Annotated in this window: 14 protein-coding genes; 6 read left to right on the top strand and 8 right to left on the bottom strand. The window is 64.4% G+C overall.

Annotated elements, in window-relative coordinates:
• Positions 1–38: 38 nt before the first annotated feature.
• The 4 genes from ACODRX_RS08665 to ACODRX_RS08650 form a co-directional block, all read right to left on the bottom strand.
• Entirely contained in the window at positions 39–905 is an 867-nt protein-coding gene (locus tag ACODRX_RS08665; RefSeq protein ID WP_488870965.1) for an NAD(P)-dependent oxidoreductase, read from the bottom strand.
• A gap of 63 nt (positions 906–968) precedes the next feature.
• Entirely contained in the window at positions 969–1,505 is a 537-nt protein-coding gene (locus ACODRX_RS08660) for a TetR/AcrR family transcriptional regulator (protein WP_488870963.1), read from the bottom strand.
• Positions 1,506–1,623: 118 nt separating this feature from the next.
• Positions 1,624–2,829: an MFS transporter gene (locus ACODRX_RS08655; RefSeq protein WP_488870961.1), complete on the bottom strand. Its 1,206-nt coding sequence runs from the start codon at positions 2,827–2,829 to the stop codon at positions 1,624–1,626.
• Positions 2,830–3,204: 375 nt separating this feature from the next.
• Positions 3,205–4,107: a LysR family transcriptional regulator gene (locus ACODRX_RS08650; protein WP_488871131.1), complete on the bottom strand. Its 903-nt coding sequence runs from the start codon at positions 4,105–4,107 to the stop codon at positions 3,205–3,207.
• A 95-nt stretch (positions 4,108–4,202) separates the two neighbouring features.
• Between ACODRX_RS08650 and ACODRX_RS08645 the strand changes: the two genes are divergently transcribed.
• On the top strand, positions 4,203–4,967 hold the full coding sequence (locus ACODRX_RS08645; RefSeq protein WP_488870960.1) for an SDR family NAD(P)-dependent oxidoreductase: 765 nt from the start codon (positions 4,203–4,205) through the stop codon (positions 4,965–4,967).
• 545 nt (positions 4,968–5,512) lie between these two features.
• On the opposite strand, the gene gyrB is transcribed toward ACODRX_RS08645, so the two are convergent.
• The 3 genes from gyrB to dnaA form a co-directional block, all read right to left on the bottom strand.
• Positions 5,513–8,089 carry a DNA topoisomerase (ATP-hydrolyzing) subunit B gene (gene gyrB, locus ACODRX_RS08640; protein ID WP_488870959.1) on the bottom strand — a complete coding sequence of 859 codons (2,577 nt, stop codon included), beginning with the start codon at positions 8,087–8,089 and terminating at the stop codon, positions 5,513–5,515.
• A 133-nt stretch (positions 8,090–8,222) separates the two neighbouring features.
• Positions 8,223–9,341: a DNA polymerase III subunit beta gene (gene dnaN / locus ACODRX_RS08635; protein ID WP_488870958.1), complete on the bottom strand. Its 1,119-nt coding sequence runs from the start codon at positions 9,339–9,341 to the stop codon at positions 8,223–8,225.
• A 60-nt stretch (positions 9,342–9,401) separates the two neighbouring features.
• Positions 9,402–10,913 (bottom strand): chromosomal replication initiator protein DnaA, encoded by a 1,512-nt coding sequence (gene dnaA, locus ACODRX_RS08630; RefSeq protein WP_488870956.1) that lies wholly within the window; start codon positions 10,911–10,913, stop codon positions 9,402–9,404.
• Between the two features lie 417 nt (positions 10,914–11,330).
• Here dnaA and rpmH point away from each other — a divergent pair, with 417 nt between their 5' ends.
• The 5 genes from rpmH (at position 11,331) to ACODRX_RS08605 (ending at position 15,709) form a co-directional block, all read left to right on the top strand.
• Positions 11,331–11,465: a 50S ribosomal protein L34 gene (rpmH, locus tag ACODRX_RS08625; protein WP_012207856.1), complete on the top strand. Its 135-nt coding sequence runs from the start codon at positions 11,331–11,333 to the stop codon at positions 11,463–11,465.
• 30 nt (positions 11,466–11,495) lie between these two features.
• Positions 11,496–11,957 (top strand): ribonuclease P protein component, encoded by a 462-nt coding sequence (locus tag ACODRX_RS08620; protein ID WP_488871130.1) that lies wholly within the window; start codon positions 11,496–11,498, stop codon positions 11,955–11,957.
• A complete protein-coding gene (gene yidD / locus ACODRX_RS08615; protein ID WP_488870953.1) occupies positions 11,954–12,232 on the top strand; it encodes a membrane protein insertion efficiency factor YidD in 279 nt (92 codons plus the stop codon). Before ACODRX_RS08620 ends, yidD begins: the two co-directional genes overlap by 4 nt.
• Positions 12,229–13,935 carry a membrane protein insertase YidC gene (gene yidC / locus ACODRX_RS08610; protein WP_488870951.1) on the top strand — a complete coding sequence of 569 codons (1,707 nt, stop codon included), beginning with the start codon at positions 12,229–12,231 and terminating at the stop codon, positions 13,933–13,935. Before yidD ends, yidC begins: the two co-directional genes overlap by 4 nt.
• A gap of 190 nt (positions 13,936–14,125) precedes the next feature.
• Complete coding sequence (locus tag ACODRX_RS08605) at positions 14,126–15,709, top strand: ABC transporter substrate-binding protein (RefSeq protein ID WP_488870949.1); 1,584 nt, start codon at positions 14,126–14,128, stop codon at positions 15,707–15,709.
• Positions 15,710–15,810: 101 nt separating this feature from the next.
• On the opposite strand, the gene ACODRX_RS08600 is transcribed toward ACODRX_RS08605, so the two are convergent.
• Positions 15,811–15,997: hypothetical protein (locus ACODRX_RS08600; RefSeq protein WP_488870947.1), on the bottom strand; the 187-nt coding region annotated here is incomplete at its 5' end.

The raw sequence follows: 15,997 nt of genomic DNA, 5'->3' as shown, positions 1-15,997 counted from the left end.
GCCTGGCGGTTGATCCCGGCCCGGTCATCGTATGGCCTTCAGGCGATAAAGGACGCGGCGATGTCCTTGTCGCCATGCCCGGCATCGAGCGCGCGCTGAAAGCGAGCGAGACTGGCCTGCGCGATCTCCGCCTGAACGCCAGCCTGCGCCAAGGCGTCGGCGACCAGCTGGGCGTCTTTCACCGCATTCGTGACCGAAAAGCTGGTGCTGTAGTCGCCCTGGAGCATGGCCGCCGCCTTGGCCTGGAAGTAGCCGCTGTCGAGAGGCCCGCCCGTCACCGCCTCCACTGCGAGCGCGGGGTCGACGCCGAGAGCCTTGGCGATGGCCAGGGTTTCGGCGATGCCGTGCGTGAGCGCGAAGACATAGGAATTGAGCGCAAGCTTGAGGCGGCTGCTTGCGCCCGCCTCGCCGGATAGCCACAGCGTTCGCTGCCCGATCGCATCGAACACCGATTGCGCGGTTTCGCGCCCCTCTTGCGGGCCGCAGGCAAGGATCAGCAGCCTGCCTTGCTCGGCCGGCTGCCGCGTTCCCTGCACGGGAGCGTCGTAGAAGACCATGCCGTTATTGCGTGCCAATTCGGCAAGTGCGTCGATGGCCTCGTGGCCTACCGTGCTGAGCTGGAGCCAGACCGCCCCCTTGCGGATGGCGGGCAACGCGGCGCCCATGGCCTCTTTCACCGCCGCGCCGTCCTTGAGCACCGTCACGATGATGCAGGCATCCCGCACTGCATCGGCGGGATGCTCGTGGATATCGACACCATCGACCGCAAGCGGCTTGGCTTTCTCCAACGAACGGTTCCAGGCGCGCGTCTGAAAGCCTTTGCGAGCCAAATTGCGCGCGACGGCAGCGCCGATAAGGCCTGTGCCCAGCACGGCGACGGGGCTGGAGTTGCGGGTCTCTGTCATAGGAAAAGCTCCTTGGTGTGATATGGATTGATGTAATGAACATTCCATAATTGCTGAAAAAAATTAGCTGAGCGCGGCCAAGGTCTGGTCAATGACCGCCATCAGCGGGGCGCGGTCTTTGGCGGCAGCCGTTTTTGCCAAGACCCTGAGGCCCTGCACCGCGTTGAACAGAAACAAGGCGAGTGTTTCTGCACTGGCGTTGGCGCGGAATTCTCCCGCCGCCTGCCCCTTTCGGATGCAGTCCTCGATGGCGCAGATCAGGATGCGATAGTTTTGCCGAACGAGTTCGGCAATCTGCGGGTCGCGTCCGGCCACCTCGATCGCGCTATTGGTGGCGAGACAGCCGCGCTTTTCGGGCGTATGGAGATCGGCATCGACAAAACCCTTCATCAGCTCTCGCAGGCGCCTGGTTGGTGAGCCAGGCCTGCGAAGCTGCTCCGCCTGCTCCAGGGCTTGCTTGCGGTAGCGCAGCAATGCCTGCTCGAAAAGGCCATGCTTGCTGGAGTAGGCGGCATAGAGACTGCCCCGGCCGAGGCCGGTCGCGTCAACCAGATCCTGTGCGGATGTGGCCTCGTAGCCCTTGCTCCAGAAAGTGTCCATGATGGCATCCAGTACATGCTCTTCGTCGAATTCTCTAGGTCTGGCCATGGGCGTTAATACATTTTATTGAATATTCGTACCATAACAGCCGCAGGAGAAATGTCAAGAATCGCCGGCCCTAGCTGCGATAGGACGCCACGAATTCCCGGTAGCTGGCTGGCGAATAGCGAACAGCGAGCGCAATCATGGCGATGGCCCCGAGGGCCATCGCGATCCACACCGGCCCCAGGCTGGACATGGCATCGCGCACCGTGCCTGCAAACAGCGGGACGAGGCTTGCGAAGATGTAGCCACCCCCTTGAACGAAAGATGTGAAGTTGCCCGCCGTGGTCGGATCGTCGATATGGTCGATAGCGACGATGATGGACAGTGGAAACAGTATCCCAATGCCCAGCCCGAGCAGCGCCATGGCGAGCAGGGCCAGGTTGACCGGCCAGAGATACAGCACCGCGAACCCCAGGGCCGTGACGAGCAGTGAAAAGATCAGTGGGCCACGGCGATCCGGGAAGTGATGGATGAAAGCCGCGACGCCCAACGCGGTGGTGGCTTCGATGACGGTGAGCGCCGAAAGCAAAAGCCCCGCGGCTCCCCGGTCTGTGCCCATCTCGAGATAGAACGGTGGAATCCAGGCCATGGCGAGCATGAAGGCTCCCGTTCCCACCCCGAAAAATACCATCAGCGACCAGGAGCGGCTGTTGCGCCAGAATGCGGGCGAGGCTGACGCTGTGGCCGCGGCGGCGGTTTGCCTTTCGCTGGCCGCGCCGCGTGAAGCCAAAGGCCACAGCAGGAAGGCGGCAAGGGCGGGCAGGCTCCAGATGGCAAATGTCTCACGCCAGCCAAGCAGATCGCTCATGGAAGCGGCCGCCCCCGCAGCGATGCAGGCGCCGCCGACGATACCGGTCGAGTAGACACCGATGACGCGCCCCGTTTGCTGGCCAAAATTGCGCTTCGCAAAGCCGGGCATCAGTGACTGGACGATCGCAATGCCGACGCCAGCGCCGGCGGCTGTCAGCAGCAGCCCCGCTCCGTCCGAGAGCCACAGCCGCGCCAAGCAAGCTAGTGCGATGATCAGGATGCCGATGGCGATCCCGGCGCGCTCCCCGAGTGCCGCGCGGATCTGCCGGACATAGATGGCGCCAACGCCCATCAGAAAGACCGGAATCATGGTCAGCAGACCGACCACGGTGGAATTGATCGCGGTGTCTCCCATGATCTGGGAGACAAGTGGCCCGATGGCGGCGACAGCGGGGCGGAGATTGATCGAGGCCAGAAAGATCACGACCAGCAATAGGGTCGGTGAAAACCTCTGTGTTTGGTTAGGCATGGTGGTCCTCCATATCGGGCTGCGCCGACGTGTTCGTTGCTGCTATCACAAGGCCAACTGGCTCGCGCTTTTGCAGGAAGTTGCTGATTCATTGCCGAGGCCCATGCGCGGCTCTCGCGCCCAGCCCGTTGGCGGCTCCTTGCCTGGACGCGCGAACCGCATCCTCCAATGGGCAGCTCGCGCAAATTATGTAATGATTATTCCAAAATGGTCAACACCCACAGACAGCGTTGGCGCGCGGCGGGGAATTGGCTGACCGTCAACGAGGGCTGAGCCCGTATAGGAAAAATCTCACGGAATGAAGCAGCCCGCTACCGCAAGCGAGCCCTGGTGCGTAGACAAGGTTCGGATTGGCGCATGCCAGAACCCGGACGCCTATAACGCCCCGCTCACCGTCTCCGCGACCCAGTCCATGAAGGCCTGCAGCCGTCGCGGAACGTGGTGGCGGTGGGCATAGAGCAGCGTCACCGGCAACGGCTGTGGCCGCCAGGCAGAAAGAATCTCCACCAACTGCCCGGTCGCCATGAGCTCGGCCTTCGGCCCGAAGGCGGGCGCCTGGATGATGCCCAGGCCGGCAAGGCAGGCCGCCTCATAGGCCAGGCTGTTGTTCACGGTGACAGCCTCCGGTATGGGGCGCGTGCGCATCTTGCCCTCTTCCATGTATTCGAAGGCCGCGCTTCCCCCGCCCATGTCGGCCGAGTAGCGTACGAGGCGGTGGCCATCGAGTTCGGCCAACGTGCGCGGCGTGCCGAAGGCCGCCAGGTAGGCCGGCGCGGCCAGGTTGACCTGCTGCATGTGGCCGAGCGGGCGCGCGACCAGCCCCGAGTCCTGCAGCACGCCGACGCGGACGACGCAGTCGAAGCCTTCGTGGACCAGGTCCACACGCCGGTCGGTGCTGCTGAGTGCCACCTCCATGTGCGGATGTGCGGTCAGGAACGCGGGCAGCCGGGGAATAACGGTGCGCGCCGCCAGCAGCAGCGGCATGTCCACACGCACCCGTCCGCGCAGGGTGGCCGGCTGCTGCCGGAACAGGGAATGGACCTCGTCGGCCTCGGCCAGAAGAGCCTGGGCACGCTCGGCGAGCTGGCGGCCATCGTCCGTGACCTGCACGGTGCGCGTGGTGCGCTGGAGCAGGCGGGTACCCAGCTCAGCCTCCAGCCGCTGCACCACGGCGGAAACACGGGCGCGGGTCAGGCCCAGGCGCTCGCCCGCGCGGGTGAAGCTCGTGCTTTCCACCACCTGCAGGTACACCCGCAAGGATTCCAGGTCCATTGTCAACTCCATCGAGACAGTGAAGGCGAGTAGCCGGTCTTTATCGGGAGATTGTCTTTCAATAAAGTCTGTTGCATCGCACAGCACCAAGGAACCTCTTCATGCACACCGACCATCGCATCGCACTCATCACCGGCGGCAGCCGCGGCCTGGGCCGTAACGCCGCGCTCCACCTCGCACGCGAGGGGGTGGACGTCGTCCTGACTTACCGTAGCCGGGCCGACGAGGCTCGGGCAGCCGTTGCCGACATCGAGGCGCTGGGCCGCCGTGCTGTGGCCCTGCCCCTGGACGTGACGCAGTCCGGTCGCTTCGCGGACTTTGCCGCAACCTTGAAGCATGCGCTGGACGAAACTTGGCACCGCCCGCAGTTCGACATTCTGGTCAACAACGCCGGCATCGGCATCAACGTACCCTTCGCCCAGTGCACCGAAGCGCAGTTCGACGAACTGGCCGCGGTCCACCTGAAGGGGCCCTTCTTCCTCACCCAGGCGCTGCTGCCCCTGATCGCCGACGGCGGGCGCATCCTGAACGTGTCATCGGGCTTGGCGCGCTTCGTGCTGCCTGGCTTCGCGGCCTACGGGGCGATGAAGGGCGGCATCGAGGTGCTGACGCGCTACCAGGCCAAGGAGCTGGGCGCGCGCGGCATCGCCGTCAACGCCATCGCGCCGGGTGCCATCGAGACCGACTTCGGCGGGGGTGCCGTGCGCGACAACAAGGCCGTCAACGCCTTCGTTGCATCGGTGACGGCGCAAGGGCGTGTCGGCCTGCCCGACGACATCGGCGGTGCCATCGCGACGCTGCTGCGGCCAGGCAATGGCTGGATGACCGGGCAGACGGTGGAGGTGTCGGGCGGGATGCTGCTCTGAGGGGCGAACTGAGTGCAGAACGGGGCGGGTGCTCCGGCAAGGTCTGGCTGTGCAAGAGGCAGCCCGAGACTTCCGGCGTCAGTGGTAAGGCATTCTGAGCATCGCTGCGAACTCTGACCACAAGCCGCGGAGCTGGCAGACCATCAAGGCGCGCACCCGCCGCTACGCTGAAAACTGGGGCGAGAACTTCGAACTGCGTCCGACGGCCAACCTGCGGACGACGCTGGAGGCCATTGTGTTGCATCGACCGATTGAATCCACACTGCAAAGTGGACGCCTGCAGGCCAAAGTGGAACGTCAGCAATGGGGCGTGAGAAGTCTTCCGTCACTGGCGGCAGCCGGCTGTGGGTTATATGGTCCTGCGGCCTGTGTTAAGACAAGAAAAGCCTGATGCATCACATCAGGCTTTTTCTTTTAGCAGCCATACAGTGTGCTGCTCAGGAAATTGATGGCCAAGTAGGGCGATTGCAGCTATCTTGGCATCCAGTCGCAGAGTTGCGCCGCGAGTCGCAAACAATACGGCGCCCTACGGGTGGACGGGCACATCAAACATCAATATTCCCCGCCCTGAGCGCATTCGTCTCGATGAAGTCGCGGCGCGGCTCCACCTCGTCGCCCATCAGCATGGTGAAGACGCGGTCGGCCTCGACCACGTCGTTGATCTTCACCTGCAGCAGGCTGCGCACGGTGGGGTCCATGGTGGTTTCCCACAGCTGCTCGGGGTTCATCTCGCCCAGGCCCTTGTAGCGCTGGCGCGCGGTGGTGCGCTCGGCCTCGCGGATCAGCCATTGCATGGCCTGGCGGAAGTCGTCCACCTTCTCGCTCCTGGCCTTGTCGCCTTCGCCGCGGCTGACCTTGGCGCCTTCTGCCAGCAGGCCGTGGAAGTTCTGGGCCTCGGCGGCGAGGGCCGCGTAGTCGTGGCCGTCGACGAACTCCTGCGTGATGATGGAGCTCTTGATGTTGCCGTGGTGGTGGCGGCTGATGCGCAGGATGGGCTTTTCGGTGTGCGGATCGAGCTCGCCGTTGACTTCGGCGGGCACGCCGGTGGTGGAGAGTTCGCGCAGCTTGGCCTCGAGCACCGGGGCGCAGGTCATCGCGTCGTCCAGCGTGTCGAGCTTGATCTGCACGCCGTCGGCAATCGCGCGCAGCGCCTCGGCGTCGAGGTGGGCCGACAGGCGCTCGATCACCGTTTCGGCCGCCAGGTGCATCTGGGCCAGGCGGGCCAGCTCTTCGCCTTCGATGGTGCGCGGATGCTCGCCGCCGGTGGCGACGCTGGCGTCGCGCAGCGCGATGCGCAGCAGGTATTCGTTGAGCGCGCCGCCGTCCTTCAGGTACAGCTCTTCCTTGCCGTTCTTCACCTTGTACAGCGGCGGCTGGGCGATGTAGATGTGGCCGGCCTCGACCAGGTCGGGCATCTGGCGGTAGAAGAAGGTGAGCAGCAGGGTGCGGATGTGGGCGCCGTCCACGTCCGCGTCGGTCATGATGATGATGCGGTGGTAGCGCAGCTTGGCCAGGTCGTAGTCGTCGCTGCTACTCTTGCCCGATTCGATGCTGGCCTTGCCGATGCCGGTGCCCAGGGCGGTGATCAGGGTGATGATTTCGTTGCTGGACAGCAGTTTTTCGTAGCGCGCCTTTTCCACGTTCAGGATCTTGCCGCGCAGCGGCAGGATGGCCTGGAACTTGCGGTCGCGCCCCTGCTTGGCCGAGCCGCCGGCGGAGTCGCCCTCGACGATGTAGATTTCGGACAGCGCCGGGTCTTTTTCCTGGCAGTCGGCGAGCTTGCCGGGCAGGCCCATGCCGTCGAGAACCCCTTTTCTGCGGGTCATTTCACGTGCCTTGCGGGCGGCTTCGCGGGCGCGCGCGGCCTCGACGATCTTGCCGCAGAGGATCTTGGCGTCGGTGGGCTTTTCTTCGAGGTACTCGGTCAGCGCCTTGGCGACGATGTCTTCCACCGGCGCGCGCACTTCGCTGGAGACCAGCTTGTCCTTGGTCTGGCTGCTGAACTTGGGCTCGGGCACCTTCACGCTGAGCACGCAGCACAGGCCTTCGCGCATGTCGTCGCCGGTGACTTCGACCTTGGCCTTCTTGGCCAGTTCGTTGGTTTCGATGTACTTGCCGATCACGCGCGTCATCGCGGCGCGCAGGCCGGTCAGGTGGGTGCCGCCGTCACGCTGCGGGATGTTGTTGGTGAAGCACAGCACGTTCTCGTTGTAGCCGTCGTTCCACTGCATGGCCACCTCGACGCCGATCTCGGTGCCGGGGATGCCGCCGTAGCTCTCGGCCGGGCGGCTGCCGGTGGCGTGGAAGGCGGTGGGGTGCAGCACCTTCTTGTTGGCGTTGATGAACTGCACGAAGCCTTGCACGCCGCCGGCGCCCGAGAAGTCGTCTTCCCGGCCGTCGCGCTCGTCCTTCAAGCGGATGCGCACGCCGTTGTTCAGGAACGAGAGTTCGCGCAGGCGCTTGGCCAGCACTTCGTAGCGGAATTCGTGGTTTTCCTTGAAGATCTCGGTATCGGGCAGGAAGTGCACTTCGGTGCCGCGTTTTTCGGTCTGGCCGACGATGCGCATCGGCGAGACTTCGACGCCGTCCACCAGCTCGATCAGGCGGTTTTGCACCTGGCCGCGCGAGAAGTCGATCTGGTGCACCTGGCCTTCGCGGCGCACGATGAGGCGCAGCTTGATCGACAGCGCGTTCACGCAGGAGACGCCCACGCCGTGCAGGCCGCCCGAGACCTTGTAGCTGTTCTGGTTGAACTTGCCGCCGGCGTGCAGCTCGGTGAGTGCGATCTCGGCGGCCGAGCGCTTGGGCTCGTGCTTGTCGTCCATCTTCACGCCGGTGGGGATGCCGCGGCCGTTGTCCACCACCGACAGCGAGTTGTCGGCATGGATGGTGACGACGATGTCGTCGCAGTAGCCGGCCAGCGCCTCGTCGATGGAGTTGTCCACCACCTCGAACACCAGGTGGTGCAGGCCGGTGCCGTCCGAGGTGTCGCCGATGTACATGCCAGGGCGCTTGCGCACGGCCTCCAGGCCTTCGAGGATCTGGATGGCGCCTTCGCCGTAGCCGCTGTCGGCGCCTGCGGGGGTGTTGGCCTGGGGTACTGGCTGGTTCTCTTCGCTCATGAAGCTGCCTTGTGCTGCAAAAACAAGAGCTGGTGGCGCTTGTCCTTGTTGGAATTCAAATAGATTCTTATCGAAAAATGAGCCCTGGCAAGCGCCAGCTGCTCCTTTTTTGTAAACAAATGGGTGCGCTCACTTACATGCGCATCGGCATCACCACGTACTTGAATGCCTCGACCTCGGGATTGGTGATGAGCGCGGAATTGTTGCTGTCGGCAAAGTCGATGCGCACCATGTCCTGGCCCATGTTGGTGAGCACGTCGATCAGGTAGGTCACGTTGAAGCCGACTTCCACCGAGGGGCCGCCGTAGTCGATGTCCAGCTCGTCCATGGCCTCTTCCTGCTCGGCGTTGTTGGCTGCCACGCGCAGCGTGCCGGGCTCGATGGTCAGGCGCACGCCCTTGAACTTGTCGCTGGTCATGATGGCCGAGCGCTGCAGGCTGGCCAGCAGCGGCGCGCGCCCCAGGGTGACGCTGTTGGGGTGGGTGCGCGGGATCACGCGGTTGTAGTCGGGGAACTTGCCCTCGACCAGCTTGGTGACGAATTCCATGCCGCCAAAGGTGAAGCGCGCCTGGTTGCTGGCGAACTGCATCTCGATCACCGGCTGGTTGTCGCCGCTGGCGTCCGACAGCAGGCGCTGCAGCTCCAGCACGGTCTTGCGCGGCAGGATCACTTCCTGCTTGGGCACTTCCACATCCAGCTGGCTGCTCGCAAACGCCAGGCGGTGGCCGTCGGTGGCCACGAGCGAGAGGGTGTTGCCCTCGGCCACGAACAGGATGCCGTTGAGGTAGTAGCGGATGTCCTGCACCGCCATCGCGAACGAGACCTGGCCCAGCAGGCTCTTGAGCACGTTCTGCGGCACGCTGAACACCGGGCCGAACGATGGCGCCTCCTGCACCAGCGGGAAATCCTCGGCCGGCAGCGTCTGCAGCGTGAAGCGGCTCTTGCCGCCCTTGAGCACGATCTTGTTCTGCTGGGTCTCCAGGCTCACGGTCTGGTCGCCGGGCATGGTCTTGAGGATGTCGATCAGCTTGCGCGCGCCCACGGTGGTGGTGAAGTCGCCCGCGTCGCCGCCCAGCTCGGCCGTGGTGCGGATCTGGATCTCCAGGTCGCTGGTGGTCAGCTGCAGCGCGTTGCCGGTCTTCTTGATCAGCACATTGGCAAGAATGGGCAGGGTGTGGCGCCGCTCGACGATGCCGGACACGGACTGCAGCACGCCGATGACTTTGTCTTGGGTGGCCTTCAGAACGATCATTTCAACCTCTACCTCTTGTCAATGTTCGCGAAATTGATGGGAAATCCGGGCATCTTAGCCTCAGCCTTTGAGCGTCTGCTCCAGCACATGCAATTGCTGGTTCAGGTCGGTGAGCTGCTGGCGCTCGGCGCCGATCTTGCGCACCGCGTGCAGCACCGTGGTGTGGTCGCGGCCGCCGAAGAGCTCGCCGATCTCGGGCAGGCTTTTTTGCGTCAGCTCCTTGGCCAGGTACATCGCGATCTGGCGCGGCCGCGCGATGGAGGCCGGGCGCTTCTTGCTGTACATGTCGGCGACCTTGATCTTGTAGTAGTCGGCCACCGTCTTCTGGATGTTCTCCACGCTGATCTGGCGGTTCTGGATCGACAGCAGGTCGCGCAGCGCATCGCGCGCGAGCTGGATGGAAATCTCTTTCTGGTTGAAGCGCGAGTACGCCAGGATCTTGCGCAGCGCGCCTTCGAGCTCGCGCACGTTCGAGCGCACGTTCTTGGCCACGAAGAAGGCCACTTCCTCGGGCATCTCGGTGTGCTCGGAGCGGGCCTTGTTGATCAGGATCGCCACGCGCATCTCCAGCTCGGGCGGCTCGATCGCCACCGTCAGCCCCGAGTCGAAGCGCGAGACCAGCCGCTCGTGGATGTTGGCCAGGCCCTTGGGGTAGGTGTCCGAGGTCATCACGATGTGGCTCTTCTTGGCCAGCAGCGCCTCGAAGGCGTTGAAGAATTCTTCCTGCGTGCGGTCCTTGTTGGCAAAAAACTGCACATCGTCGATCAGCAGCAGATCGAGCGAGTGGTAGCGCTCCTTGAACTCGTCGAAAGTGCGCCGCTGGTAAGACTTAACCACATCCGTGACGAACTGCTCGGCGTGGATGTAGAGAACTTTGGCGTCGGGGTTGTCGGCCAGCAGCTTGTTGCCCACGGCATGCACCAGGTGGGTCTTGCCCAGGCCCACGCCGCCGTAGATGAACAGCGGGTTGTACAGCTGGCCGGGCGAGACCGCCACGTGCATGGCGGCGGCGCGCGCCATGCGGTTGGCGGTACCTTCCACCAGGGTGTCGAAGGTCAGCACCGGATTGAGGCGGTTGCGGAAGGCGGCGGCGCTGGCGTCCTCGCCGCTGGCCGCTGCCGGGGCCGCCACCGGATCGGCGCCAAAGCCGGCATCGGCGGGCGCGGCCGCCGCCTGGGCGGAGGCCGCGGCGCGGGGGGCTGCGCCGAGCCCCGCGCCCAGCCCTGCGCCTTGTGCGGCGCCGCGCATGGGGCGCACCACGGTGCGCGCGGCGGCCTCGCGCTGGGCGATGATCAGCTCCAGCGCCACCGGCTGGCCATAAGTCTCTTCGAGCATGGCCGACAGTCGGCCCGCGTACTGCGCGCGGATCCAGTCGAGCTTGAAGCGGTTGGCCACGTGCAGCGTGACCTTGGACAGGTCGTCGGCCACCACGGCCGTCAACGGCTTGATCCAGGTATTGAACTGCTGCTCGGGCATTTCCTGGGCCAGCTGCTCGACAACTGCGCGCCACAAGCCTTGGCCTAGGCCTGCTTCTTCCATTGCGATCTCACGGGAAAGGTGTTCCTCAGTCATGGATATTCGGGTTGTGGATAACGAGGAACGTTGGTCGGTCGGCCATTCTAGCTTGTGCAGGGGTTATCCACAAACTGCTGCGCAGGCAACCATGCGGACCGGGCGACGCTATGAACAGGTTGTGAATACGTTGTTGGGGGCGGCAATTATGATCGAGAAACCCCTGTGTAAAAACTCAATCCATTGCCAACGCGGCGAGATACTGCGATAATTCACGGTTTCCCTGAGTTTCAGGGTGATTTTTTGTGCGCCATGGCGTGGCGTTGCCGGCGGCCAGGGCCCTCGATCTCTTCGAAGGCCCCGGGTTTGCTGGCAATGCGCCGGAGCCGGGCGCTGTTTTTCGTCACCGGTATTGCGCTTTGCCTTCCTGGGCAGGCTCCAGATGGCCGGAACCAAGCCCCTCAAGGACTGAGCATCATGAAACGTACCTACCAACCCTCCAAGACCCGCCGCGCCCGCACCCATGGCTTCCTGGTCCGCATGAAGACCAAGGGCGGCCGTGCCGTGATCAACGCACGCCGCGCCAAGGGCCGCAAGCGCCTGGCCGTCTAAGGCTGCCGCCGGCATGTGATCGTGCATGCCATGCACCGGCTGAAGACACGCGCGCAGTTCCAGGCTGCGCTGGCAGGCGGCACCATTGCACGCACCGCGCATTTCGCGCTGCACCGCGTGGTGCTGGATGCCAGCGAAAGCGACAAGCTCTCAGGGCCCGGCTCCTTGCACCCCGTGCAAGGGCCGCAGGCCCTGTTCGTGCAGCCGGGCGTATGGCTGGGCGCGATGGTGCCCAAGCGCTGGGCCCGGCGCGCGGTGACGCGCAACGCCATCAAGCGGCAGATCTACAGCGTGGCCCCCGAGTTCGCGGGCCGCTTGCAGCTGGCCGCGCATGTGGTGCGGCTGCGCGCCGGGTTTGACCGCAAGCAGTTCATCAGCTCCAGCTCCGAGGTGCTGAAGCAAGCCGTGCGCGCCGAGCTGCAGCAGCTGTTCGCCCGTGCCGTGCAGTCTTCGGCGCCGCTGCCGCCGGCACCCCGAAAGGCTGGCGTATGATGCAGCGCCTGCTCATCGGCCTGGTGCGCGGCTACCGCCTGCTGCTCAGCCCCTGGCTGGGCTCGGCCTGCCGCTTCGAGCCGACCTGCTCCGCCTATGCGCTGGAGGCGCTGTCCCGGCACGGGGCTGCCATGGGCAGCTACCTGACCGTGCGCCGGCTGGCGCGCTGCCATCCCTGGTGTCCGGGCGGAGCCGATCCGGTGCCCGGCCATCCCCGTTGGTTCAGTGACCTGCTTCGCACCGCTGATTCATCCTCTTCCGAGAAGTCTTCATGAACGACATCCGCCGTACCATCTTGTGGGTGATATTTGGGTTCTCGCTGGTCCTGCTGTGGGACAAGTGGCAGATCCATAACGGCCACAAGCCCACCTTCTTCCCCACGCCCGAGGCCGCGCAGACCGCGCCGGCCACCGGCGACGCAGGCAAGCCCGCGGGCGGCAGCGCCGTGCCCGATACGGCCGCGGCCAAGCCGGCCGACGGCAATGCGGTGCCCGGCGGCGCGCCGGCGCCGCAGGCAGCCCAGCCGGCTGCGGCGCGCGAGAAGGTCACGGTCACCACCGACCTGTACCGCCTCACCTTCGACGGCGAGGGCGGCTCGCTGGTCGGTGCCGATCTGCTCAAGTACGCGGACCAGGAAGACCGCAACAAGCCCTTCCGCCTGTTCGACGAAAGCGCGGCGCGCGTCTACGTGGCGCAGACCGGCCTCATTGGCGGCGAATTCCCCAACCACAAGACCGTGATGCAGGTGAAGCCCGGCCCGCGCGAGCTGGCCGATGGGCAAAACGAGCTGCAGGTGGTGTTCGAGTCGCCCGACCTGGGCGGGCTCAAGCTGGTCAAGACCTGGACCATCAAGCGCGGCGACTATGCCATCGGCGTCAAGCACGAGGTGGTGAACACCGGCAGCAGCGCCGTCAACCCGCAGCTGTACCTGCAGCTCATGCGCGACGGCAACAAGCCCGAGGGCGAGTCCAAGTTCTACTCCACCTTCACCGGCCCCGCGGTCTATACCGAGGCCAAGAAGTACCACAAGGTCGAGTTCAAGGACATCGAGAACGGCAAGGCCGAGGTGGACAAGTCCGCCGACAACGGCTACGTGGCCATGGTGCAGCACTATTTCGCCAGCGCCTGGCTGCTGAACCCCGGCACCCCGCGCGACATCTATGTGCGCAAGGCCGGCAACAACCTGTACTCGGTGGGCGAGATCACCGCGGTCGGCGCCATCGAGCCCGGCGCCTCCAAGACCGTCGACGCGCGCCTGTTCGCCGGCCCGCAGATCGAGAAGACCCTGGAGGCGATCGCCCCCGGCCTCGAACTGGTCAAGGACTATGGCTGGGTGACCATCCTGGCCAAGCCGCTGTACTGGCTGCTCGACAAGCTGCACAGCTTCATCGGCAACTGGGGCTGGTCCATCGTGGCGCTGGTGCTGCTGCTCAAGATCGCGTTCTACTGGCTCAATGCCAAGGCCTACGCCAGCATGGCCAAGATGAAGGCCATCAACCCGCGCATCCAGGAAATGCGCGAGCGCCTCAAGGACAAGCCGCAGCAGATGCAGCAGGAGATGATGCGCATCTACCGCGAGGAGAAGGTCAACCCCATGGGTGGGTGCTTCCCCATCCTGATCCAGATCCCGGTGTTCATCGCGCTGTACTGGGTGCTGCTGTCGAGCGTGGAAATCCGCAACGCGCCGTGGATCGGCTGGATCCACGACCTGTCGGTGCCCGATCCGCTGTTCATCCTGCCCATCGTGATGACCCTGTCGTCGCTGCTGCAGACCGCGCTCAACCCCGCGCCGCCCGATCCGATGCAGGCCAAGATGATGTGGATCATGCCGCTGATGTTCAGCGTGATGTTCTTCTTCTTCCCGGCCGGCCTGGTGCTGTACTGGTGCACGAACAACATCCTGTCGATCGCGCAGCAGTGGATCATCAACACCCGCCTGGGCGTGCCGCCGCAGTTCAACCTGCCCAAATTTAAATAGGCCACGACTGACGCAAATTCGGATCGGGCAAGGTGTTCGCACCATGCAGACATGCCCGTGCATCCTTGTTGGCGCCAGTCCTATAGGTATAAATCAGGGCTTGCCATGGCCTGGCGGCCCTCATAAGAATCCTCGGCAATGGTCGCTATCGGCGACCATTGCTTTTTTTTCTTGGAAAAGGGGATTGAACATGCCGAAAACATTGGGATGGCGACGCGGCGCGCTGGCGCTGGCCGCGCTGGTATGCATGGGCGCGGCGCAGGCGACCACGCTGCGCTGGGCGGGCGCCAACGACATCCTCACGCTCGACCCCCATGCGCAGAACCACCAGACCACGCATGCCTTCCTGCAGCAGGTTTACGAGCCGCTGGTGCGCTACGACAAGGACTTCCAGCTCGAGCCGGCGCTGGCCACCAAGTGGACCACCATCAGCCCCACCCAATGGCGCTTCGAATTGCGCAAGGGCGTGAAATTCCACGACGGCGCGCCGTTCACCGCCGATGACGTGGTGTTCTCGCTCACCCGCATCATGACGCCGCCCTCCAACATGATGAGCGCCACGCAAAGCATCAAGGAAGTCAAGAAGGTGGACGACTACACCGTCGACCTCATCCTCAAGGGCCCCAACCCCATCCTGCTGCGCGAGCTCACCGAGGCGCGCATCATGAACAAGGCCTGGGCCGAGAAGCACAACTCCGTCAAGACCCAGGACTATGCCGGCAAGGAAGAGAGCTACGCCTCGCGCAACACCAACGGCACCGGCTCGTTCATCGCCACCGGCTGGCAGCCCGACGTGAAGCTCACCCTCAAGAAGAACCCCAACTGGTGGGACAAGGCCACCGGCAACATCGACGAAGTGGTCTTCACCCCCATCAAGTCCGCCGCCACCCGCACCGCGGCGCTCATCTCCAACCAGGTCGACTTCATGGTCGACCCGCCGCCGCAGGACCAGGCGCGCATCAAGAGCAGCAGCGAGCTCAAGCTGCTCGAAGGTACCGAAAACCGCACCATCTACCTCGGCCTGGATGTATTGCGCGACGAACTGCCGGGCGCCGGCGCCACCGGCAAGAACCCGCTCAAGGACGTGCGCGTGCGCAAGGCCATGTACATGGCCATCGACAGCGACGGCCTGCACAAGCGCACCATGCGCGGCATGTCCATCCCCGCCGGCACCATGATCGCCCCCATGGTCCACGGCTGGACCAAGGCGCTCGAAGCGCGCTCCGACAAGTACGACCCTGAGGCCGCCAAGAAACTGCTGGCCGATGCCGGCTACCCCAGCGGCTTCAACCTCAAGCTCGAATGCCCGAACGACCGCTACGTCAACGACGAGGCCATCTGCCAGGCCGTCACCGCGATGTGGACCCGCATCGGCATCAAGGCATCGCTGCAGACCGCGCCCATGGCCACCTTCGTCACCCGCGTGATGAACGCCGAGCCCAATGCCTACCTGTTTGGCTGGGGCGTGGCCACCTTCGACGCGCTCTACACCCTGGATGCGCTGCTGCACTCCAAGGGGGCGGCGGGCGGTGGTGTCTATAACGGCGGCCGCATCAGCGACAAGGAGCTGGATGCCAAGATCGACCAGATCAAGACCGAAACCGACGAGGCCAAGCGCGACCAGCTGATCCACGCTGCGCTGCAGCAGGCCAAGGACAACTACTACACCATCCCCCTGCACCACCAGATCCTCCCCTGGGCCATGCGCAAGAACATCGACACGGTCTACCGCGCCGATGCCCGGCCGATCCCGGCCTGGACCACGATCAAGTAGGGAAGAAGGGAAAGGCCGCCAGGCCTTCCTCATCCAAGAGCCTGCGCGAGCAGGCTCTTTTCATAAGGAAGTCATGCTGCCGCGCTGAAATCAGAAATTTTTCATTGGGAAGCGAGCGGGGGTGGGAAAACCCCTGTATACTTCAGTCCATCGACAGCGCGGTGCTCCTGAGCTGGTTGCCCTGAGGGGTAGGCAGCGAGGGAGTTAATTTTTTCTGTGCTGTGGGTTGTGAGGGTTTGGGTGGTTCGAAAGAATTTCAAAAACTTCTCGCGGGGCACAAAAAGCTGT

The organism is Comamonas sp. FG99 (assembly GCF_057808605.1).
The sequence above is the reverse complement of the archived record's forward strand: the minus strand, read 5'-3'. Positions and strand labels throughout refer to the sequence as shown.